The 19,897-nt window shown below is 55.5% G+C and carries 18 protein-coding genes, 1 pseudogene and 1 riboswitch; of the genes and pseudogenes, 7 read left to right on the top strand and 12 right to left on the bottom strand.

The window, feature by feature from the left end; all coding sequences use genetic code 11:
* Positions 1-2: 2 nt before the first annotated feature.
* Both moaB and moaA read right to left on the bottom strand, forming a co-directional pair.
* Positions 3-515, bottom strand: coding sequence for a molybdenum cofactor biosynthesis protein B (gene moaB, locus OGV52_RS05455; protein ID WP_016152347.1), 513 nt, complete (start codon positions 513-515; stop codon positions 3-5).
* A 19-nt stretch (positions 516-534) separates the two neighbouring features.
* The gene (moaA, locus tag OGV52_RS05450; protein WP_279265141.1) at positions 535-1,524 is read right to left on the bottom strand and encodes a GTP 3',8-cyclase MoaA; all 990 of its coding nucleotides are present in this window, start codon (positions 1,522-1,524) and stop codon (positions 535-537) included.
* Positions 1,512-1,657: riboswitch (molybdenum cofactor riboswitch) on the bottom strand. (Overlaps the previous gene by 13 nt.)
* Before the next feature lie 392 nt (positions 1,658-2,049).
* Between moaA and yvcK the strand changes: the two genes are divergently transcribed.
* Positions 2,050-2,958 carry a uridine diphosphate-N-acetylglucosamine-binding protein YvcK gene (gene yvcK, locus OGV52_RS05445; RefSeq protein ID WP_016156054.1) on the top strand — a complete coding sequence of 303 codons (909 nt, stop codon included), beginning with the start codon at positions 2,050-2,052 and terminating at the stop codon, positions 2,956-2,958.
* A 94-nt stretch (positions 2,959-3,052) separates the two neighbouring features.
* Here the strand turns inward: yvcK and uvrB are convergent, their stop codons facing one another.
* Positions 3,053-5,074: an excinuclease ABC subunit UvrB gene (gene uvrB / locus OGV52_RS05440; protein WP_287108183.1), complete on the bottom strand. Its 2,022-nt coding sequence runs from the start codon at positions 5,072-5,074 to the stop codon at positions 3,053-3,055.
* Between the two features lie 770 nt (positions 5,075-5,844).
* Here uvrB and OGV52_RS05435 point away from each other — a divergent pair.
* Positions 5,845-6,567 carry an ATP-binding cassette domain-containing protein gene (locus OGV52_RS05435; protein WP_049282683.1) on the top strand — a complete coding sequence of 241 codons (723 nt, stop codon included), beginning with the start codon at positions 5,845-5,847 and terminating at the stop codon, positions 6,565-6,567.
* On the opposite strand, the gene bioD is transcribed toward OGV52_RS05435, so the two are convergent.
* The 4 genes from bioD to bioB are packed head-to-tail and all read right to left on the bottom strand — an operon-like array spanning position 6,533 to position 10,157.
* Positions 6,533-7,231 (bottom strand): dethiobiotin synthase, encoded by a 699-nt coding sequence (gene bioD / locus OGV52_RS05430; RefSeq protein ID WP_049282682.1) that lies wholly within the window; start codon positions 7,229-7,231, stop codon positions 6,533-6,535. The genes OGV52_RS05435 and bioD overlap by 35 nt on opposite strands.
* Entirely contained in the window at positions 7,224-7,979 is a 756-nt protein-coding gene (gene bioC, locus OGV52_RS05425; RefSeq protein WP_016156049.1) for a malonyl-ACP O-methyltransferase BioC, read from the bottom strand. Before bioC ends, bioD begins: the two co-directional genes overlap by 8 nt.
* Positions 7,963-9,120 carry an 8-amino-7-oxononanoate synthase gene (gene bioF / locus OGV52_RS05420; RefSeq protein WP_200079514.1) on the bottom strand — a complete coding sequence of 386 codons (1,158 nt, stop codon included), beginning with the start codon at positions 9,118-9,120 and terminating at the stop codon, positions 7,963-7,965. Before bioF ends, bioC begins: the two co-directional genes overlap by 17 nt.
* Positions 9,117-10,157: a biotin synthase BioB gene (gene bioB, locus OGV52_RS05415; protein WP_029139462.1), complete on the bottom strand. Its 1,041-nt coding sequence runs from the start codon at positions 10,155-10,157 to the stop codon at positions 9,117-9,119. Before bioB ends, bioF begins: the two co-directional genes overlap by 4 nt.
* 76 nt (positions 10,158-10,233) lie before the next feature.
* On the opposite strand from bioB, the gene bioA reads away from it, so the two are divergent.
* The 5 genes and pseudogenes from bioA (at position 10,234) to OGV52_RS05390 (ending at position 13,445) form a co-directional block, all read left to right on the top strand.
* Complete coding sequence (bioA, locus tag OGV52_RS05410) at positions 10,234-11,523, top strand: adenosylmethionine--8-amino-7-oxononanoate transaminase (RefSeq protein ID WP_046274629.1); 1,290 nt, start codon at positions 10,234-10,236, stop codon at positions 11,521-11,523.
* 358 nt (positions 11,524-11,881) lie between these two features.
* Positions 11,882-12,316, top strand: coding sequence for a hypothetical protein (locus tag OGV52_RS05405; protein WP_049282680.1), 435 nt, complete (start codon positions 11,882-11,884; stop codon positions 12,314-12,316).
* A 171-nt stretch (positions 12,317-12,487) separates the two neighbouring features.
* Positions 12,488-12,748 (top strand): hypothetical protein, encoded by a 261-nt coding sequence (locus OGV52_RS05400; RefSeq protein ID WP_049282679.1) that lies wholly within the window; start codon positions 12,488-12,490, stop codon positions 12,746-12,748.
* A pseudogene (locus OGV52_RS23510) lies at positions 12,717-12,869 on the top strand (gp53-like domain-containing protein); the annotation flags it as partial. The gene OGV52_RS05400 and the pseudogene OGV52_RS23510, both read left to right, overlap by 32 nt.
* A gap of 99 nt (positions 12,870-12,968) precedes the next feature.
* Positions 12,969-13,445: a kinase inhibitor gene (locus OGV52_RS05390; protein WP_016156043.1), complete on the top strand. Its 477-nt coding sequence runs from the start codon at positions 12,969-12,971 to the stop codon at positions 13,443-13,445.
* Positions 13,446-13,501: 56 nt separating this feature from the next.
* On the opposite strand, the gene hutH is transcribed toward OGV52_RS05390, so the two are convergent.
* The 5 genes from hutH to hutI form a co-directional block, all read right to left on the bottom strand.
* Positions 13,502-15,022 (bottom strand): histidine ammonia-lyase, encoded by a 1,521-nt coding sequence (gene hutH / locus OGV52_RS05385; protein ID WP_287108180.1) that lies wholly within the window; start codon positions 15,020-15,022, stop codon positions 13,502-13,504.
* A 1-nt stretch (position 15,023) separates the two neighbouring features.
* A complete protein-coding gene (gene hutU, locus OGV52_RS05380) occupies positions 15,024-16,709 on the bottom strand; it encodes a urocanate hydratase (RefSeq protein WP_181220641.1) in 1,686 nt (561 codons plus the stop codon).
* Between the two features lie 125 nt (positions 16,710-16,834).
* A complete protein-coding gene (locus OGV52_RS05375) occupies positions 16,835-17,554 on the bottom strand; it encodes a histidine utilization repressor (protein WP_016152334.1) in 720 nt (239 codons plus the stop codon).
* An 87-nt stretch (positions 17,555-17,641) separates the two neighbouring features.
* Positions 17,642-18,583, bottom strand: a complete 942-nt coding sequence (hutG, locus tag OGV52_RS05370; RefSeq protein ID WP_287108179.1) for a formimidoylglutamase — start codon at positions 18,581-18,583, stop codon at positions 17,642-17,644.
* A complete protein-coding gene (gene hutI, locus OGV52_RS05365) occupies positions 18,580-19,803 on the bottom strand; it encodes an imidazolonepropionase (RefSeq protein ID WP_279263451.1) in 1,224 nt (407 codons plus the stop codon). Before hutI ends, hutG begins: the two co-directional genes overlap by 4 nt.
* Positions 19,804-19,897 lie beyond the last annotated feature (94 nt).

Raw genomic sequence — 19,897 nt, 5'->3', positions numbered from 1 at the left:
ACTTATTTCTTCAAATGTGGGTGGAAATTACACGGACGCGTACGGGCATCGAGCTGCGGCGCAATGATATTTTCCCATGCGGTACGACACGCTTTAGTCGACCCCGGCATGGCGAAAATCAGCGTTTTGTTGGCCACTCCAGCAATCGCCCGGGATTGCAGCGTCGCGGTGCCAATCTCTTCAAACGACAGCATACGGAATACTTCACCAAACCCTTCGACTTCTCTGTCGAACAGCGGTTGCAGCGCTTCTGGCGCCTGGTCCCCTTCGGTTAAGCCCGTGCCGCCTGTAATGAGCACAACCTGCACATCCTCACTGGCAATCCATGCAGAAACCTGGGCGCGAATGGCGTAGCGGTTCTCTTTGACAATCGCCTTGTCGACAATCTGATGCCCCGCCTCTTGCGCCGAGTCACGCAGATAATGGCCGGAGGTGTCATCTTCTTCGCCGCGACGGTTGGAAACAGTAAGAATAGCAATGCGTGTCGGGATAAATTCAGCGCTTACCTGACTCATGAAAAACTCCTTTTAGCGATCAGCCGCCAATGTAAGATAAGTTTTGCGTAATACCGGTATTGTTCTGATGCAGGAAATGAGTCTGCTTTTTCTCCAGCAGCGCGGCTGAAATGCGTTCTTCCAGCGCCGACTGCTGAGTGTCATCTTCCAGCAAATCACGCAGGCTTACACCGCCTTCACCAAATAAACACAGATGCAGTTTGCCGACAGAGGAAACGCGCAGACGGTTGCAGGTGGCGCAGAAGTCTTTCTCATAAGGCATGATCAGACCAATTTCACCAGCATAGTCAGGATGACAGAAAACCTGAGCCGGGCCGTCGCTGCGCTGTCGGATCTGGTGGATCCAGCCGCGACGCAGCAGCTCATCGCGCAGGACCTGGCCTGAGATATGGTGTTTACGGAAGAGAGAGCTGCCCTCACCCGTTTCCATCAGTTCAATAAAGCGTAGTTGGATAGGACGGGGCTGAACCCACGCCAGGAAGGTGTCCAGTTGATGATGGTTTACGTCGCGCATCAGCACGGTATTGACTTTCACTTTTTCAAAACCCGCATCAAAGGCTGCGTCAATGCCTGCCATCACCTGCTGAAATTTGTCCTGCCCGGTAATGGCGTGAAACTGACGGGCATCGAGGCTGTCGACGCTGACGTTAAGTGCGGTCAGTCCGGCATCGCGCCAGGCAGCGGCATCACGCGCCAGACGATAACCATTAGTGGTCACCGCAATCTGACGGATGGCATCGTTTTCGCGCACGGCGGCGATAATGTCGGTAAAGTCGCGACGCAATGAAGGTTCGCCCCCTGTCAGACGCACTTTTTCCGTTCCCAGACTGGCGAACGCGCGCGTGACGCGGCGAATTTCATCAACGGTCAAAAAGCCGTTATTGGTGACACCGCCGGGCTTATAGCCATCCGGCAGGCAGTAGGTGCAACGAAAGTTACACACATCGGTAATCGACAAACGTAAGTAGTAAAACTTACGTGCGAAAGCATCGGTAAGTTGAGAGCCCATGTACACCTTTCCAAATACGGGAGACGTAGTCATTTCTTCCTACGCCCTGGTGACAAACTTATTCAAGTATTGTCACGGCCAAAGCACCGTATCATTTGACCCAGGTGCAGAGGCTAGAGTGTTTATTCTCGTCATACTTCAAATTGCAGAAGCGTGGGCTTTGCTCGTTCCCCCCAGTCACGTACTTATGTCCGCTTACGGGGGATTTTCTCGCTCACTGCCTTCCTGCAACTCAAATTATTCAGAGTACATTGTGGTTATGCCGATACTAGCGTGTAAATGACGCTTTTACCATGTACACTTTCGCTGTATAAACACATATATAGCGACATGATCGTGCAATTTCGCTACAGAATAAGCAAAAACCACAGTTTTGCATTGATATACATCATCTTGCCGGCAGGTGCATCTCGTCAGAAAGGAGTAGATCGCAGAAAAAAATTACGCCAGATTCCGCCTGGATAATTGCTGAAAACACACTATTTACGTTACTGTAGCGCCGATCAATTGATATCAGGAAAATATATGCGCACTCGCACGCTGGCAGATCTGGACCGCGTTGTCGCTCTCGGCGGAGGGCATGGACTGGGACGCGTTCTCTCCTCTCTTTCCCCTTTAGGTTCACGCCTGACGGGGATCGTCACCACGACCGATAACGGCGGGTCGACAGGTCGTATTCGTCGCTCTGAAGGAGGCATTGCCTGGGGAGACATGCGTAACTGTCTGAACCAGTTAATTACTCAACCCAGCGTTGCATCCGCCATGTTTGAGTATCGTTTTGGCGGTAATGGTGAGCTTTCCGGGCATAACCTCGGAAATCTGATGTTAAAGGCGCTCGATCACCTCAGTGTGCGACCTCTGGAAGCCATCAATTTAATTCGTAATCTGCTGAAAGTTGACGCGCATTTAATTCCGATGTCGGAGCTGCCGGTGGATCTGATGGCTATCGACGATCAGGGACATGAAGTCTATGGCGAAGTGAATATCGATCAGCTCACCATCCCGCCTCAGGAACTGATGCTGTCGCCAAAAGTCCCCACCACGCGGGAGGCAGTTGAAGCTATCGCCGAAGCGGATTTGATTTTGATCGGACCCGGCAGTTTTTACACCAGCCTGATGCCGCTCCTGTTGCTCGACGAATTGGCGCAGGCATTACGTCGCACACCTGCCCCGATGGTCTACATCGGCAATCTGGGTCGTGAATTAAGCCTGCCAGCAGCCAGCCTGACGCTTAACGATAAGCTGGCAATCATTGAACAGTACGTTGGCAGGAAAGTGATTGATGCGGTGGTTGTAGGCCCGAAAGTGGATGTATCCACCGTTACCGACCGCGTTGTTATTCAGGAAGTGCTGGAAGCCAGCGACATTCCCTACCGCCATGACCGCCAGCTATTGCATTACGCGCTGGAGAAAGCGGTACAGGCGCTGGGGTAAGTGGAATTACCTGATGGGCTGCGCTTATCAGGCCTACAAACGCGATCTACTCCCACAGGCCGGATGAGGGGGTTCCCCCGCCTCCGGCACAATCTTACGATGCCGCGATAAACAACTCGCGCAGCTGATGCAACTGGTCGCGGATTGTCGCAGCCTCTTCAAATTCAAGATTCTGCGCATGCTGCATCATCTGCCCTTCCAGCTCATGAATCTTCTGCTGCAGCGCTTTTGGCGTCATATCCAGTTCGACAATTTCAGACTTCGCGCCTGCGCGTGACTTCCCTTTGCCTTTCGCCTTAGTCTTCGCAATATTCTGACCCAGCGCCAGAATATCGACCACTTTCTTGTTCAGCCCCTGCGGCGTAATACCGTGTTCTTCATTGTAGAGCTGCTGTTTCTCACGACGGCGTTCAGTTTCACCTATCGCCTTAGCCATTGAGGCGGTAATTTTGTCGCTGTAGAGAATAGCCTTCCCGTTGATATTACGCGCCGCACGGCCGATGGTCTGAATAAGCGAACGTTCAGAACGCAGGAACCCTTCTTTGTCTGCGTCCAGAATCGCCACCAGTGAGACCTCAGGCATGTCCAGACCCTCACGTAACAGGTTGATACCCACCAACACGTCAAACTCGCCCAGACGCAGGTCACGAATGATTTCCATACGTTCCACGGTATCGATGTCTGAGTGCAGATAGCGCACCCGCTCACCGTGCTCTTCAAGGTATTCGGTGAGATCCTCTGCCATCCGTTTCGTGAGCGTAGTGACCAGCACACGTTCGTTAATCGCCGCACGGATGCGGATCTCAGACAGCAGATCGTCAACCTGCGTCGCCACCGGGCGTACCTCAATGATCGGATCCAGCAGGCCGGTCGGTCGTACTACCTGATCGACGACGTCATCACCGGATTTCTCCAGCTCATAGTTGCCCGGCGTCGCTGAGACGTAGATGGTCTGCGGGGCCAGCGCTTCAAACTCTTCAAATTTAAGCGGACGGTTATCCAGCGCCGACGGCAGACGGAATCCGTATTCGACCAGAGTCTCTTTACGCGCCCGGTCACCACGATACATACCGCCAATTTGCGGGATAGTGACGTGGGATTCATCCACCACCAGCAGGCCGTCGGCAGGCAGGTAATCAAACAACGTCGGCGGCGGCTCGCCGGGGCCACGCCCGGACAGATAGCGGGAGTAGTTTTCAATCCCCGAGCAGTAACCCAGCTCATTCATCATTTCCAGATCGAACTGCGTACGCTGACTTAGCCGCTGTTCTTCCAGCAGTTTGTTATTTGCCAGCAGGACCTTGCGCCGCTCTGCCAGCTCAACTTTGATTTCTTCCATCGCCTGCACGATACGTTCGCGCGGCGTCACGTAGTGCGTTTTAGGATAGATGGTGTAGCGCGAAATCGTGGATTCAACCTGCCCGGTAAGCGGGTCAAACAGCGATAAACGTTCGACCTCTTCATCAAACAGTTCCACGCGCAGCGCGATATCGTCGGATTCAGCCGGGAAAATGTCGATCACTTCACCACGCACGCGAAAGGTTCCGCGCTGAAATGCCTGATCGTTGCGGGTATATTGCAGTTCCGCCAGGCGGCGCAGGATCGCACGCTGGTCGATAATCATCCCCACCGTCAGATGCAGCATCATTTTCAGATACAGATCCGGATCGCCCAAACCATAGATAGCGGAAACTGACGCGACGACGACGACATCCCGACGTTCCAGCAGCGCTTTGGTCGCCGACAGACGCATCTGCTCAATATGTTCGTTAACCGAGGCATCCTTCTCGATGAAGGTGTCAGAACTTGGTACGTAGGCTTCCGGTTGATAATAGTCGTAGTAGGAGACGAAATACTCCACCGCGTTATCCGGGAAGAACTCTTTCATCTCACCGTACAACTGCGCGGCCAGCGTCTTATTGGGAGCCAGCACCATGGTAGGCCGCTGCAAGTCCGCAATTACGTTAGCGATGGTGAATGTCTTCCCCGAGCCCGTCACCCCCAGCAGCGTCTGATGCGCCAGACCATCCTCCAGCCCTTCTTCCAGACGGCGAATAGCCTCAGGCTGATCGCCAGAGGGTTTAAAAGCGGAATTTAGTTTGAACGGTTTACTCATGAGCAGCTACCTGAAGCAATGGGCGGGCAGGTGTGTAATTTTACTCGCAGTCGTATATTTTGCCAGTAAAATATACTGGATGAAAAAACAGTAACGCACCAGAATATTTCTGATACGCCATCAGAATGACCGTGACCGCAGGCTAAAATTTGGCCTCAGACAAGATAAAACACCAGCAAAAACGTGTTATCCCCAAAGCAATGACTTTTTTAACATTTGTCAAGCCGCCCGATGAAAGTTTTGTGGCAACGCATGACACTTCTGCGACAGCCATTGATTTTATCTAACATTCTGTAATTTAATGACTATTATCCCGAGCCGTCTTTCGCATCAATTTAGTCGCAGGCCGCGTCTTCTCTCGCTTACATTGTGTTTTCTAACTCTAATACACAAGGTTATCCACAGGAATAGTGGATAACTGCCTCCAGCCCGTATGGACTGTAGCCTGGCAAAAACGCCCTCACTCCCTTTTCCGAAGGGATAAAAAAAATTTATCGCTATTTTTTGATATTTATCAGCTAACGAAGCGGCCAGGAATGGCCGGGATCTTGCTCGCATTTTCATCATTTTCTTGCCTGCACCATTACGACACCGCCAGGCACTGGCAATGTGCACAAAACAACGCCAGCCCTCCGGCCAGCCAGACGTTACCGCCTGCGCGGCACACTCTCCTGCTGTTTTTTGACCCCAATCCCTCTTCTGGCAAGAGAATTGCAATTTTCTTCCGACGACCTGTACGTGGGGCGGATAGCATCATGCTGGAGGAATCTATGTTGAGTCTTCGCGCAGTGAATCATTATTACGGTAATCAACACTCCCTATGGGATGTGGATCTCGACCTGCTGCCCGGTAAATGTACCGGTGTGCTGGGGCTTCCAGGAATGGGAAAGACTACGCTGACCAATTGCATTATCGGCAATTTACCGATCGAAAGCGGCACCATGTTCTGGCATCAGGCTGGCGCGCCGCCGCGCGACCTGAGTCCCATTCCGGCGGCAAATCGCATCGCGCTGGGCATTAACTACGTTTCACAAGAGAGACGGATTTTTTCGCAATTGACGGTAGAGGAAAATCTGCATATTGCGCGCCAGGCGGTTGAGGAAAGCGAAACGATGAACAGCAGTGATATTTACCGCCTGTTTCCACAGTTGTTCGTACTGCGTCAGGCCAAAGGGGCGGCATTATCGGAAGATGATCAGCACCAGCTTGCGCTCGCCAGCGCGCTGGTCACACGCCCGCGCCTGCTGATCCTCGATGAGCCCACGCGGGGAAGTGGCCAGGCATATATCCACAAGCTGGGGAACCTGGTGGTAAGGTTAAGCCAGGAGCTCGGCATCGCCATAATGCTCGCGGAGCAGAGCCTGCCGTTTATTCGTCGGGTCGCTGACTGCTACTGCCTGTTACACCGTGGGCGCAACGTGGCTCAGGGGCAAATCACACAACTCAGCAACCCGCTAATCAACGACTGGGTGACGCCACAGACAAAACGCTAAGATCGATATAACGTCCTGTTGATGCCCGCTCCGGCTCTTCTGCCAGCCAGGGAATCTCCCCCAGCAGCGGAGCCGCAAGCATACGCCTGAGCGTTGCCATATATTCAGCATGACGCTTGCCAGGTGGCGTCACATCATTGGCGACCCATCCGGCAAGCGTCAGTCCGGCCTGCTGCACCGCCTGGGCGGTCAGCATAGCGTGGTTGATGCAGCCGAGCTTAACGCCAACCACCAGAATAACCGGCAGCTGCTCTGTTTTTACCCAATCAGCAAAACTCAGCGTTGGCGAAAGCGGCGTAAACCACCCGCCGGCACCTTCCACCAGCACCCAGTCAGCCTGTTGTTCCAGCGCGCGTAAACCCGCAGACATTACAGAGGCCTGAATGGGGCGACCTTCGTCCGCGCTGATGATATGCGGTGAGGTAGGTTCCGCGAAGGTATAGGGGTTGATAGCCGCGTAGTCCACCGTCACAACGCTGTTGCGCTGTAATGCCAGGGCATCGCTATTGCGCAGACCTTCAACCGTCATTTCACTACCCGACGCCACTGGCTTATAGCCGACGGTTCGCAATCCCCTCTGCCCCGCCGCCTGCAGCAACGCGCAGCTGGCGATAGTTTTCCCTACTTCGGTATCCGTCCCGGTGACAAAAAAAGTGTTAGTCACGTTGAATCACTCCCAAAAATAGATGATAGGTCAGCGGATATTTTCCCTGCTGGCAGGGCCAGGCTAGCTGTAGCTGGCGCAACTGTGAGCGGGTGAGGACGCGCGGCTCGCGGCCATCATGCAAATGCGTCGCGCCAATGCCCTTCAGCGAGCGCATGGCGCTCAGCGCATCGTCAAACCACAGCGTGACGGCATGAGACTGGTATTCAACGTCCCACCCATGCAGGGCGTTTTCCAGTTGCTCCACGGGCAAAAAACGATTGGCGTGCTCCCGCTCATCAACCGCTCGCCACGCCTGACGAAGTTCCGGCATTGACCCCTGCGCCAGGGTACTAAACGCCACCGTCCCGCCAGGACGCACCACCCGGTAAAGCTCACGTAACGCGCCGCGCAGATCGCTGCACCACTGTACGGCCAGATTGCTCCAGGCGAGGTCGAAAGTAGCAGCAGCCTGCGGAATGGCTTCAATATCTGCCAGCAAATAGCGGTGGGCGACATCGTGACGCTGTGCTTCAGTCAGCATTTGCGCCGACAGATCCAGCGCGCAGACCTCGCTCCCCTGCTCCCGCCAGTAACGGCTCATACGCCCGGGTCCGCAGCCCGCATCTAAAACCTGAGAGAATGCCCGACCATCGAGTCGCGCCAGTAACGCATCGGCGCTCTGACGCTGGAGTTCCGCGTGTTGCTCATAGTGAGTAGCCGCGCGGCCAAACGCGGCAGCAATCGCCTGCTTATTGACCTGCGCCATGCAGCACCTCCAGTAAGCGATCGATATCCTGGACTTCATGCGCCTGGGTCAGCGTAAGCCGCAGCCTGGCCGTACCAACCGGCACCGTCGGTGGGCGAATAGCCGTCACCCAGCATCCCTGTTGACGTAATGCCGCCGCCAGCTGCAAGGCTTTATGATTGTCGCCCACGATCAGTGGCTGAATGGCGCTGTCTGACTGCGCCAGCGTTAAGTCCGGCGTATTCACCCCAGCGCGAAAACGCTGGATCAGCATCGCCAATTTTTCTCTGCGCTCATCGCCTTCGCGGCTGCGGATCACCTCCAGCGCGGCGCGCAAGGCCTGGGCCTGCGCCGGAGGCATACTGGTGCTGTAGATCAGATGACGGGCAAACTGCAGCAGATAATCGGCCACGCTGTCTGAGCACAAGATTGCCGCACCGCTGACGCCAAACCCTTTGCCAAACGTCACCACTAACAGCTCGGGTTTCACCTGCTGTCGGGAGCACGAGCCGCGCCCTTCCTCACCGCTCACGCCAATCCCGTGCGCATCATCCACCAGCAACCACGCGCCATGCCGCTCAGCTACCGCGTGAATTTCCGCCAGCGGTGCGCTATCGCCATCCATGCTGAACACCCCTTCAGTGACCACGAGTTGTTGCCCCGGACAGGGGGTGGTCAGCAGACGTTCCAGATGTTGGGGATCGTTATGGGTAAAGCGACGTAGCACGGCAGGGCTAAGGCTGGCAGCTTCCAGCAGTGAGGCATGGCTGAGCCGGTCAGCAACAATCCGGTCCTCTTTGCCCATCAGCGCGGCAATAACCGCCTGATTAGCGGCAAAACCGGAGATAAACAGTAGCGCCCGTGAATAGCCGAGCCATTGCGCCAGCTCATCCTCCAACGCCTGATGAGCAACGGAATAACCGCTGACATGACCCGAGCCGCCGCTGCCGACGCCAAAACGCTCAGCGCCTTGCTGCCACGCGCAGATAATATGCGGATGGTGGCTTAAGCCAAGGTAGTCGTTGCTGGAAAAATTCAGGTATTGGCGACCGTCGGCCTGCAGCCAGCGACCGGCACCCTGCGTCACCGCATAGCGCCGACGCAACGCATCAGCACGACGACGCGCCGTTAACGCATCGTCTATTTTTTGCTGCCAGGTCATACGGTTGCCGCGTTGTAGTATTCGTCGGTATCTGGGGTACGCAGCGCCTGCTCCAGGCGTTGCTGCTGTTCGTTATCGCCCGCCAGCACCGCCGTTTGCTGCGGATTGAGGCCCAGTTTGCGAAACAACAGCAAATCCTTATCTTCGTTCGGGTTCGGCGTGGTCAGCAGTTTGCAGCCGTAGAAAATCGAGTTAGCCCCGGCCATAAAGCACATCGCCTGGGTTTGTTCGTTCATCTGCTCGCGTCCGGCTGAAAGACGGACATATGAAGTCGGCATCATGATCCGCGCCACGGCGATAGTACGAATAAAATCAAAGGCATCCACATCGTCATTATCGGCAAGCGGCGTGCCTTTCACTTTCACCAGCATGTTGATCGGCACGCTTTCTGGCGGCGTTGGCAGATTCGCTAATTGCAGCAACAGACCCGCGCGGTCGGTCACCGTTTCCCCCAGTCCCACAATCCCGCCGGAGCAAACTTTAATGCCCGCCTCACGCACTTTATCCAGCGTATCCAGGCGCTCCTGGTACGAACGGGTTGTGATGATATTGCCGTAGAATTCCGGCGAGGTGTCGAGGTTATGGTTGTAGTAGTCCAGACCCGCATTAGCCAGCCGCTGGGCCTGATTTTCGTTCAGCGTACCCAGCGTCATACACGCTTCCAGCCCCAGTTCTTTTACGCCCTGAACCATCTGTTCCAGGTAAGGCATGTCGCGTTCGTGTGGATTCTTCCACGCCGCGCCCATGCAAAACCGCGTTGAACCGGCCTGTTTCGCTTTACGCGCAGAGTCCAGTACCTGTTCAACCTCCATCAAACGTTCCGTTTCCAGACCGGTTTTATAGCGGGAGCTTTGCGGGCAGTATTTGCAGTCTTCCGGGCAGGCACCGGTCTTAATCGACAGCAGCGTACTGACCTGAACCTGCCGCGGATCAAAGTGCTGACGGTGAACCTGCTGCGCTTCAAACAGCAGATCCAACAGCGGTTTTTCAAATAATTCGGTGACTTGCGACATTGTCCAGCGAGAAGAATGAGCCATATTGGTATACGTTTCGTTATGAGTTTGGTGTAGACTCGTAAACCTAAATCTTTTTAATTTGGTTTACAAGTCGATTATGACAACGGACGATCTTGCGTTTGACCAACGCCATATCTGGCACCCTTACACCTCCATGACCTCCCCGTTACCGGTTTATCCGGTGGCGCGTGCCGAAGGTTGCGAACTGATTTTAGCCAGCGGTGAGAGGCTGATAGACGGCATGTCATCCTGGTGGGCGGCGATCCACGGTTACAATCACCCACAGCTGAACGCCGCGATGAAAACGCAGATTGATGCCATGTCACATGTGATGTTTGGCGGCATTACCCATGCCCCGGCCATTGCGCTGTGCCGCCAGTTGGTGGCGATGACGCCAGAGGCGCTGGAGTGCGTTTTTCTCGCGGATTCAGGTTCGGTCGCCGTAGAAGTAGCAATGAAAATGGCGCTGCAATACTGGCAGGCCAAAGGCGAATCCCGTCAGCGTTTCCTGACATTTCGAAACGGTTATCACGGCGATACCTTCGGCGCGATGTCGGTCTGCGATCCCGACAACTCGATGCACAGTCTGTGGAAGGGTTATCTGCCGGAGAACCTGTTTGCGCCCGCCCCGCAAAGCCGCATGGACGGCGAGTGGGACGAACTGGATATGGTGCCTTTTGCCCGCCTGATGGCCGCGCATCGCCACGAGATTGCGGCGGTGATCCTTGAGCCGATTGTGCAGGGCGCTGGCGGCATGCGCATGTATCATCCCGAATGGTTAAAGCGCATCCGTAAGATGTGCGACCGTGAAGGTATCCTGCTGATTGCCGATGAAATCGCCACCGGATTTGGTCGTACAGGCAAGCTTTTTGCCTGTGAACACGCCAATATAACTCCGGACATTTTGTGCCTCGGCAAAGCGTTAACCGGCGGAACGATGACCCTTTCCGCCACCCTGACCACGCGTCAGGTCGCGGAAACCATCAGCAACGGTGAAGCTGGATGCTTCATGCACGGTCCAACCTTTATGGGTAATCCGCTGGCCTGCGCCGTCGCCTCCGCCAGCCTGTCGTTACTCGAAACCGGCGAGTGGCGCTCACAGGTGGCGGCTATTGAAGCCCAACTGCGGACAGAACTCGCCCCGGCGGCAGACTCCAGTTGGGTAGCCGACGTGCGCGTACTCGGCGCCATCGGTGTGATCGAAACCACGCATCCGGTGAATATGGCGGCGTTACAGAAGTTCTTTGTTGAACAGGGCGTGTGGGTACGACCGTTTGGCAAACTGATCTATCTGATGCCGCCGTACATTATTCAGCCCGATCAGTTGCGTCGTCTGACCCAGGCCGTAAACGAGGCTGTGCGCAGTGCAACATTTTTTAGCGATTAATCAGCGCCCGGTCCGGACGTGGAAAAGTGGAACAGCCCGGATTATTCGATGACTGATTAAGTAACAATATTTAGACATGAAGGCCGGATTATTCCGGCCTTTTTTTATTTGCATCAAAGAAATTGCAAATCGTTTTATATCAATGCTGAGCAAAAATTGACGGGTGATTTAGTAAGCGATAGCGTGAATTTGTCACGTAAGTGATTAAAGTGAAAGGATTTTATGAGATTTTCCTTAAATGGAGTTTTAAGAAAATGGCTATTCCAGCTTATTTATGGCTCAAAGATGACGGCGGCGCTGATATCAAAGGTTCCGTCGATGTTCATAGACGTGAAGGCGGCCCGCTTGAGGTTGTACGATGAAACGGCTCGCATTGTTGCTACTACTTCCGTTTATTGTGGCCACTTCAGCAGCTGGCGAAGTGAACTGGCCCGATGCGCTGAAAGGCGTGGCTACGGGCGATCAAGCGTGGCTGAATAAAACGCCAGAACTCGCGGCTGCGGCAGATGTTAAGCAGGCCATTAAACTGGAAGATGCTTTATCTGCTGCCCTAACAGCAAATACAACCGGCGCTCTTGATGCGCTCAGCGTCATTGACGCGGGAAAATGGCCGCACATGATCGGGACTGATATTGTCTGCGGAGTGCCTGTTGAAGCTCCAGCAACCGTTGAGGATTTTTATCAGCGGACACGTCCTGCGTTGTTAAGCACTGATAAGGGCGCTCGCTGCTTGTGGTTCCTCGAAGCAACATATGAGGAATGGAAAGCAGACAACGCCCGTCAGGTTAAGTAAGATAATTAACCCGGTCAATATGGCCGGGTCCTTTCCTCCGCTTCCCTTTGATTTTTCGTGCCGCAGCCGCTCCCTGAATACTCAACACCACACAATAACCGCTCATGCAGTGGGTTTAACCGACAGCACCGGCACGCCGCACACGTTCCGGCACCCAGTAAGGATTATTAAATGACATTTCACGTCCCAACCGTTGCGAAAAGTACCGACCGCCAGTTACGCGATATTCAGAACGCGCTACCCGATGAGAACGCCGACACCAGCAGCGACAGCGACTACGCCGTCCGGGCTAATGCTGTATCAGGCGTGGCGGACGATCTCTACGCCTATCAGGGCTGGATTATTCGCCAGATTTTCCCTGACACCGCCGAGAAGGAGTATCTGGAGTTTACTCGATGCCGCACTGGCTGGACTGGTCACCAGTGCGAATAAAGTACCCTACTTCACCGGAGAGGATAAGGCAGCGCTGGCTGATTTAACTTCTGTTGGTCGTGACATTATCAGCAAGAACGCTATTGCCGACATTCTCACATACCTTGGTTTGCACGAAACCGGATTTGCCACCCTTGATTGAACGCAAAACAGTCCGGAATATTTCGCCACGCTACATACGGTTCCTGGCTACACTTTTTGGCTAACGAGAGGAGTCAGCATGAAACTAATCAGTAACGATCTGCGCGATGGCGAAAAGCTTGCGCATCGCCACGTCTTTAACGGCATGGGGTATGACGGGGATAATATTTCCCCGCATCTGGCGTGGGATGACGTGCCAGCAGGGACCAAAAGCTTTGTCGTGACCTGCTACGATCCTGATGCGCCAACCGGCTCCGGCTGGTGGCACTGGGTGGTGGTAAATCTGCCAGCAGATACCCGCGTACTCACGCAAGGCTTCGGCTCCGGGCTGGTTGCTCTGCCGGATGGAGTGATTCAGACCCGTACGGATTTTGGTAAAGCAGGTTATGGCGGTGCTGCGCCGCCGAAGGGGGAAACCCATCGCTATATCTTTACGGTTCACGCGTTGGATGTGGAGCGTATTGATGTCGATGAGGACGCCAGCGGCGCGATGGTTGGCTTTAACGTTCACTTCCACTCGCTCGCCAGCGCCTCGATTACGGCGATGTTCAGTTAAGCTGTGTTGTGCCGGATGTCGGCTTCGCCGCATCCGGCCTACTAAACAAGGCTTATCTACAGAAATTCAGGCATCAATTTCAACAACGTCCCCTGGGCTAACAGTTCGGTTGTGCACTCAATATCCGGAGCAAAAAAGCGATCCTGCGTATAGTGGGCAACCTGCTCGCGCAGAGCCTGGCGCGCCTGCTCCAGCAGCGGGCTTGAGGTTAACCCTTCACGCAGGTCAATCCCCTGACACGCCGCCAGCCACTCCACGGCAATCACGCCGCGCGTATTCGCCGCCATCTCCCACAACCTGCGCCCCGCTGCCGGCGCCATAGACACATGATCTTCCTGGTTGGCGGAGGTCGGCAAGCTGTCCACGCTGTGCGGATGCGCCAGCGCTTTGTTCTCGCTCGCCAGCGCGGCCGCGGTTACCTGAGCAATCATAAAGCCGGAGTTCACCCCGCCGTTTTTCACCAGGAACGGCGGCAACTGCGACATATGTTTGTCCATCATCAGCGCAATGCGTCGCTCTGATAACGCCCCGATTTCCGCAATCGCCAGCGCCAGATTATCTGCCGCCATCGCCACCGGTTCAGCATGGAAGTTGCCGCCGGAAATGACATCGCCCTCTTCGGCAAACACCAGCGGGTTGTCGGAAACCGCGTTGGCTTCTACCAGCAAGACCTCCATTACCTGACGCATTTGCGTCAGGCACGCCCCCATCACCTGCGGCTGACAGCGCAAAGAATACGGATCCTGCACTTTTTCACAGTTATGATGCGACTGAGAAAGCGCGCTGGTGTCGGTCAACACGTGGCGGTACAACGTTGCGGCATCAATCTGCCCACGCTGTCCTCGTGCGGCATGAATACGGGCATCAAACGGACGACGAGAGCCCAAAACGGCTTCGGTGGTCAGCGCCCCACACACCGTCGCAGACGCGAACAGCTCCTGGGCTTCAATTAACCCGCGCAGCGCAAAGGCTGTGGAAGCCTGAGTACCGTTGAGCAGCGCCAGCCCTTCTTTCGCCTCCAGCGTAATCGGCTCCAGCCCGGCCTTTTTCAGCGCTTCGGTCGCCGGAAGCCATTCCCCCTGCCAGCGCGCTTTACCTTCGCCCAGCAGCGTCAGAGACATATGCGCCAGCGGTGCCAGGTCACCCGATGCGCCCACTGACCCTTTCGCCGGGATCAGCGGATACACCCCGGCATTCACCAGCGCAATCAGCGCTTCAATCACGCTGAGACGAATACCCGAAAAACCCCGCGCCAGGCTATTGATTTTCAGCACCATAATCAGGCGTACCATCGCGTCATCGAGCGCCTCACCAACGCCTGCCGCATGGGAAAGCACCAGCGAACGCTGTAAATTCTGCAAATCTTCCGTGGCGATACGGGTCTGAGCCAGCAGGCCAAAGCCGGTATTAATGCCATACGCCGTACGGCCTTCAGCGACAATATTATTGACGCAGGCGACGCTTGCGTTGATCGCATCAATCGCCCCGGCATCCAGGCTCAGTTTGACCGGATGCTGCCAGATGTCGCGTAGTTGCGCAAAGCTCAGGTGACCCGGCGTTAATGTCATGGTGTTCATATCAGCGTTTCTCCTGCGTCGCCGCGACCATCGGCAAATTCAGCCCTTCTTCGACGGCGCAATCCACCGCAATGTCATACCCGGCGTCGGCGTGGCGCATCACCCCGGTAGCCGGATCGTTATGTAATACCCGGGCGATACGCGCTGCGGCTTCATCAGTGCCATCGCAAACAATCACCATCCCGGCATGCTGGGAGAAGCCCATTCCTACCCCGCCACCGTGATGCAGTGACACCCAGGTTGCACCGCTGGCGGTGTTAAGCAGCGCGTTCAGCAGCGGCCAGTCGGATACTGCATCAGAACCGTCGCGCATGGCTTCGGTTTCGCGGTTCGGGCTGGCGACGGAGCCGGAATCCAGATGATCACGGCCAATAACAATCGGCGCAGACACTTCGCCGCTGCGCACCATTTCATTAAACGCCAGCCCCAGTTTTTGACGCCATTCCAGACCGACCCAGCAGATACGCGCCGGTAATCCCTGGAAGTTAATCCGCTCACGCGCCATATCCAGCCAGTGGTGCAGATGTTTATCGTCAGCCACGATCTCTTTCACTTTGGCATCCGTTTTATAAATATCCTGCGGATCGCCGGAAAGCGCCACCCAACGGAACGGGCCAATGCCGCGGCAGAACAGAGGGCGAATATAAGCAGGGACGAAACCAGGGAAATCAAAGGCGTTTTCCACGCCCATCTCTTTGGCCATCTGGCGAATGTTGTTGCCGTAATCAAACGTCGGTACGCCCATTTTGCTGAACGCCAGCATTGCCTCGACGTGCGTTGCCATTGAGCGTTTCGCCGCCTGTACCGTGCCCTGCGGATCGGACACCGCTTTCGCCTGATACGCTTCCCAGCTCCAGCCGGACGGCAGATAACCATGCAGCGGATCGTGGGCGCTGGTCTGGTCAGTGACCATATCCGGGCGCACACCGCGCTTCACCAGTTCCGGCACAACGTCGGCGGCGTTAGCGCATAGCGCAATGGAGACCGCTTTCCCCTCACGTGTGTACTTTTCGATACGCGCCAGCGCGTCTTCAAGCGATGTCGCCTGCTCATCCACGTAGCGGGTACGCAGACGGAAATCGATCCGGCTTTGCTGGCACTCAATATTCAGCGAGCAAGCACCTGCCAGCGTTGCGGCTAACGGTTGCGCCCCACCCATGCCGCCCAGCCCGGCGGTCAGCACCCAGCGTCCGCTCAGGTTACCCTGATAATGCTGACGCCCGGCCTCAACGAAGGTTTCATAAGTCCCCTGCACGATGCCCTGGCTACCGATGTAGATCCAGCTCCCGGCGGTCATCTGGCCATACATCGCCAGCCCTTTGGCGTCCAGCTCGTTGAAGTGTTCCCAGGTAGCCCAATGTGGCACCAGGTTGGAGTTGGCAATCAGTACGCGCGGCGCATTGTCATGGGTTTTGAAAACGCCAACCGGTTTACCGGACTGGACCAGCAGGGTCTCATCGGTCTCCAGTTTGGTCAGCGCGTTGACGATGGCGTCATAACATTCCCAGTCCCGCGCGGCGCGACCAATCCCGCCGTATACCACCAGCTCATGCGGATTTTCCGCCACATCGGGATCCAGGTTGTTCATTAACATGCGCAGCGGCGCTTCGGTCAGCCAGCTTTTGGCCGTTAAAGTGGTGCCGCGTGGGGCACGAATATCCTGCTGACGGTACTTGCTATGAGACATGGTAGAGCACTCCTCGCGAACGATCGGACAGATAAGTAACATATACTTGTCTATACAAGTTGTCGCAAGCGTGCTTTTAACAAAAAAGATACAATTTTATTATACTGCGGCAGCAATCACGCTTTTCAGGACATAAACCGCCCTTGCAGGCGATAGCGGGAACCCGGGAAGAGCAAACGGGCATGAGAGACAATGGATGACGCAGACCAGGTTTTACGGCGGATCAGCAGGCAGGGATCGTGTTCTTTGATATTCAGCAGCGCGCACTCTTCGGCACTGGCGCGTACCGCTTCAACAATATGCTCGCCTTCCGTTAAAGGGGCTATCAGCGACAGATACGCGTGCGGCGTAGTCTGGCTGTAATCCTGCGCCAGATACGCTGGCACAATTTCGGCATTCACGCAGCGATCTTCAATCTGCACCGGCAGTTCGTTCTCGTAGTGCACCATGACAGAGTGAAAAATGGAGGTGCCTTCTTTGACGTTTAACACCAAAGCCTGCTGCGCGCTTGCCTGGGTTCGTTCCAGCGTGATCACCTCGCAGCGGTGCTGATGCTGACGGGCGTTGATTTCATCCGCGATGCTGCGAATTTCAAACAGCGCAGACTGGCCCTTCGGCTCGGCGACAAACGTCCCTACGCCCTGCAAACGAACCAGTAACCCTTCATCCGTTAACTCACGCAGCGCCCGGTTGATGGTCATGCGGCTGAAACCATACTGCGCCACCAGCTCCGCCTCAGAGGGAATGCGATCGTGAGGTTGCCAGATACCGCTGGCAATCTTTTCGCTGATCTCCTGTTTGACCTTTTCGTAAAAAGGTGCCGGAGCAGAACGGGATGGGAGCATGCGTAAGCCTTCCTTAAGCTGAGAATGTGAGTGGGTACAGTTTACAGGCATTACCCGAACCTGATAAGCGTAACGCCATCAGGTATATCAGTGCCACCAGTGCGCGATTTGCCAACCTAATCGCGCCGCAACGCGCGCCGCTCTGCCATCATCGTCAAAGCGTGGATTAAATTCAACCATATCCACCGCCTGCAGTTTACCGCTACGACACAGGGGTTCAATCAGATTCAGCAGCGTCGCCAACGGTACGCCCAGCGCAGCGGGTGCCGACACGCCGGGCATTTCCCACACCGGCAGCACGTCGAGATCGATAGTCAGATAGATAACATCCAGGTTGGCGACAAACTGCGCTAACTGCGCCTGCGCCGTTGCACAGTACAGATCCTCCACCACGGTCACACTGAGCCGTTGCGCCTCATCCCATAGCGCCTGGGTGTTTGCCGCCCGACTGACACCGATACAGGCATAGTGAAATTCACGCTGCTGTTCATCGCAAAGCTGCGCCAGTTGGCGAAACGGTGTACCGGAAGTAGCCTGATCGGCATGGCGCAAATCGAGGTGCGCATCGAAGTTAACGATCCCCACTTTCGCCTGCGGGAACGCATCCAGCACGCCTGCGCCGTGCGCAAATGCGGTTTCGTGTCCTCCTCCCAGAACAAAGGTACGTATATTCTCCTGCTGACAGCGCTGCACCGCATTGCGTAGCGCCTGCTGCGCGCCCTCAAGATCGGGGGCCTGCGCCACAATATTTCCCAGATCTACCAGCCGATGATGCCCATCGTGGCTGGCTAAATTCGCCAGCGCCTTGCGCAGCACATCGGGCGCTCCGGCGGCTCCCGTCCGGCCCTGATTACGTTTCACGCCTTCGTCGCAGGCAAACCCAAGCAGCGCTATCTGCTCGCGATACATTTCTGGGCTAAATGTCGGGCTCAGCGTGATCGTCTGAAACAGGCGCAGCGCATTCGGCGATTCGGCGCGATCATCACGTCCCTGCCACAGCGCAGGTGAAACAGGTTGCCAGTGAGTCATACTATTTGTCCTTTGAATACGCGTTGGTAGAGCGGGTTGCGCCCCGGTTCATACAGGATCTCGACCGGGAGAGTGGCATCCCACACCACAAAATCGGCCACAAACCCGGCCTTCAATTGACCATGAGTGGCATGACGTCCCAGCGCCCGGGCCGCATGACGGGTGACGCCCGCCCATGCTTCTTCCGGCGTTAAGCCAAACTGAACGCAGGCCATATTCATCGCCCAGTGCAGGCTGATAAACGGGCTGGTACCTGGGTTAAAATCTGTCGCCACCGCCATCGGTACCTGATATTGACGCAGCAACGCCACCGGCGGACGCTGTTGCTCTTTAAGGAAATAGAATGCGCCGGGCAGCAGCACGCCGACCGTACCGCTTTGGCTCATCGCCGCCACGCCCGTTTCATCGAGATATTCAATATGATCGGCGGATAACCCGTGGTAGCGGCTTACCAGCTGTGCGCCACCCAGCAATGACAGCTGTTCAACATGGCCTTTAATCGGGATGCCCAACGCCTGCGCGGCCTGAAACACCCGCTCGCTCTGCGCCAACGAAAAACCCACGCTTTCACAAAACAGATCGACGGTCTCGAACAGCCCTTGTTCCCACAGCTGCGGCAAAATGGTCTCGCACACCAGCGTAATATAGCCGTCAGGATCATCCCGGTATTCTGCTGGAGTCGCATGGGCAGCCAACAGCGTGGGGCTTATTTCAATGATATTCTCCGCCGCCAGCGCCGCTGCCACGCGCAATATTTTCTCTTCTGTCTGCAAATCCAGGCCGTAACCGGATTTTATTTCCAGCAACGTAACGCCTTCTTTGATTAGCTGTTCCATACGCTGATGCGCTAGATGTAAGAGTTGTTCATCACTGGCGCTGCGGGTCGCTGATACGGTGGCATTGATACCCCCACCCTGGGCGCTTATCTGCTGGTAGGAGACACCGTTTAGCCGCTGCTCCCATTCGCCTGCGCGGTTTCCACCAAAGACCAGATGCGTATGACAGTCAATCAGGCCAGGTGTAATTAGCCTGCCCTGCATATCAAAGGTATTGTCATGTGTGAGATAGAGCGATGACTCCGGAACGATATCGCGAATCTTCCCCTGGCGGACGATCAGCGCATGACCCTCTACCAGCCCATACGGGGTGTTACGTTCGGGATCCATGGTCGCCAGGCGAACATTGCGCCAGATAACATCATCAGGGAAGAATTGCTGCATTCGACTCACCACTTGTCATAGGTTGTATAGACATTTATTTTTGATTATACGGATGTTGTCAACCTGAAGGACCGTAATTGTTATGTATTTGTGA

The organism is Citrobacter sp. Cb041 (assembly GCF_030336655.1).
Lineage (GTDB): Bacteria > Pseudomonadota > Gammaproteobacteria > Enterobacterales > Enterobacteriaceae > Citrobacter > Citrobacter braakii.
Note: the sequence above shows the minus strand (reverse complement) of the source record. Positions and strands in the feature narration are given on the sequence as shown.

What these genes read in the sequence shown, in the direction of transcription:
- moaB (WP_016152347.1), bottom strand. Translation starts at nt 515, where the DNA reads ATGAGTCAGGTAAGCGCTGAATTTATCCCGACACGCATTGCTATTCTT.
- moaA (WP_279265141.1), bottom strand. Translation starts at nt 1,524, where the DNA reads ATGGGCTCTCAACTTACCGATGCTTTCGCACGTAAGTTTTACTACTTA.
- yvcK (WP_016156054.1), top strand. Translation starts at nt 2,050, where the DNA reads ATGCGCACTCGCACGCTGGCAGATCTGGACCGCGTTGTCGCTCTCGGC.
- uvrB (WP_287108183.1), bottom strand. Translation starts at nt 5,074, where the DNA reads ATGAGTAAACCGTTCAAACTAAATTCCGCTTTTAAACCCTCTGGCGAT.
- OGV52_RS05435 (WP_049282683.1), top strand. Translation starts at nt 5,845, where the DNA reads ATGTTGAGTCTTCGCGCAGTGAATCATTATTACGGTAATCAACACTCC.
- bioC (WP_016156049.1), bottom strand. Translation starts at nt 7,979, where the DNA reads ATGGCGCAGGTCAATAAGCAGGCGATTGCTGCCGCGTTTGGCCGCGCG.
- bioF (WP_200079514.1), bottom strand. Translation starts at nt 9,120, where the DNA reads ATGACCTGGCAGCAAAAAATAGACGATGCGTTAACGGCGCGTCGTCGT.
- bioB (WP_029139462.1), bottom strand. Translation starts at nt 10,157, where the DNA reads ATGGCTCATTCTTCTCGCTGGACAATGTCGCAAGTCACCGAATTATTT.
- bioA (WP_046274629.1), top strand. Translation starts at nt 10,234, where the DNA reads ATGACAACGGACGATCTTGCGTTTGACCAACGCCATATCTGGCACCCT.
- OGV52_RS05405 (WP_049282680.1), top strand. Translation starts at nt 11,882, where the DNA reads ATGAAACGGCTCGCATTGTTGCTACTACTTCCGTTTATTGTGGCCACT.
- OGV52_RS05400 (WP_049282679.1), top strand. Translation starts at nt 12,488, where the DNA reads ATGACATTTCACGTCCCAACCGTTGCGAAAAGTACCGACCGCCAGTTA.
- OGV52_RS05390 (WP_016156043.1), top strand. Translation starts at nt 12,969, where the DNA reads ATGAAACTAATCAGTAACGATCTGCGCGATGGCGAAAAGCTTGCGCAT.
- hutH (WP_287108180.1), bottom strand. Translation starts at nt 15,022, where the DNA reads ATGAACACCATGACATTAACGCCGGGTCACCTGAGCTTTGCGCAACTA.
- hutU (WP_181220641.1), bottom strand. Translation starts at nt 16,709, where the DNA reads ATGTCTCATAGCAAGTACCGTCAGCAGGATATTCGTGCCCCACGCGGC.
- OGV52_RS05375 (WP_016152334.1), bottom strand. Translation starts at nt 17,554, where the DNA reads ATGCTCCCATCCCGTTCTGCTCCGGCACCTTTTTACGAAAAGGTCAAA.
- hutG (WP_287108179.1), bottom strand. Translation starts at nt 18,583, where the DNA reads ATGACTCACTGGCAACCTGTTTCACCTGCGCTGTGGCAGGGACGTGAT.
- hutI (WP_279263451.1), bottom strand. Translation starts at nt 19,803, where the DNA reads ATGCAGCAATTCTTCCCTGATGATGTTATCTGGCGCAATGTTCGCCTG.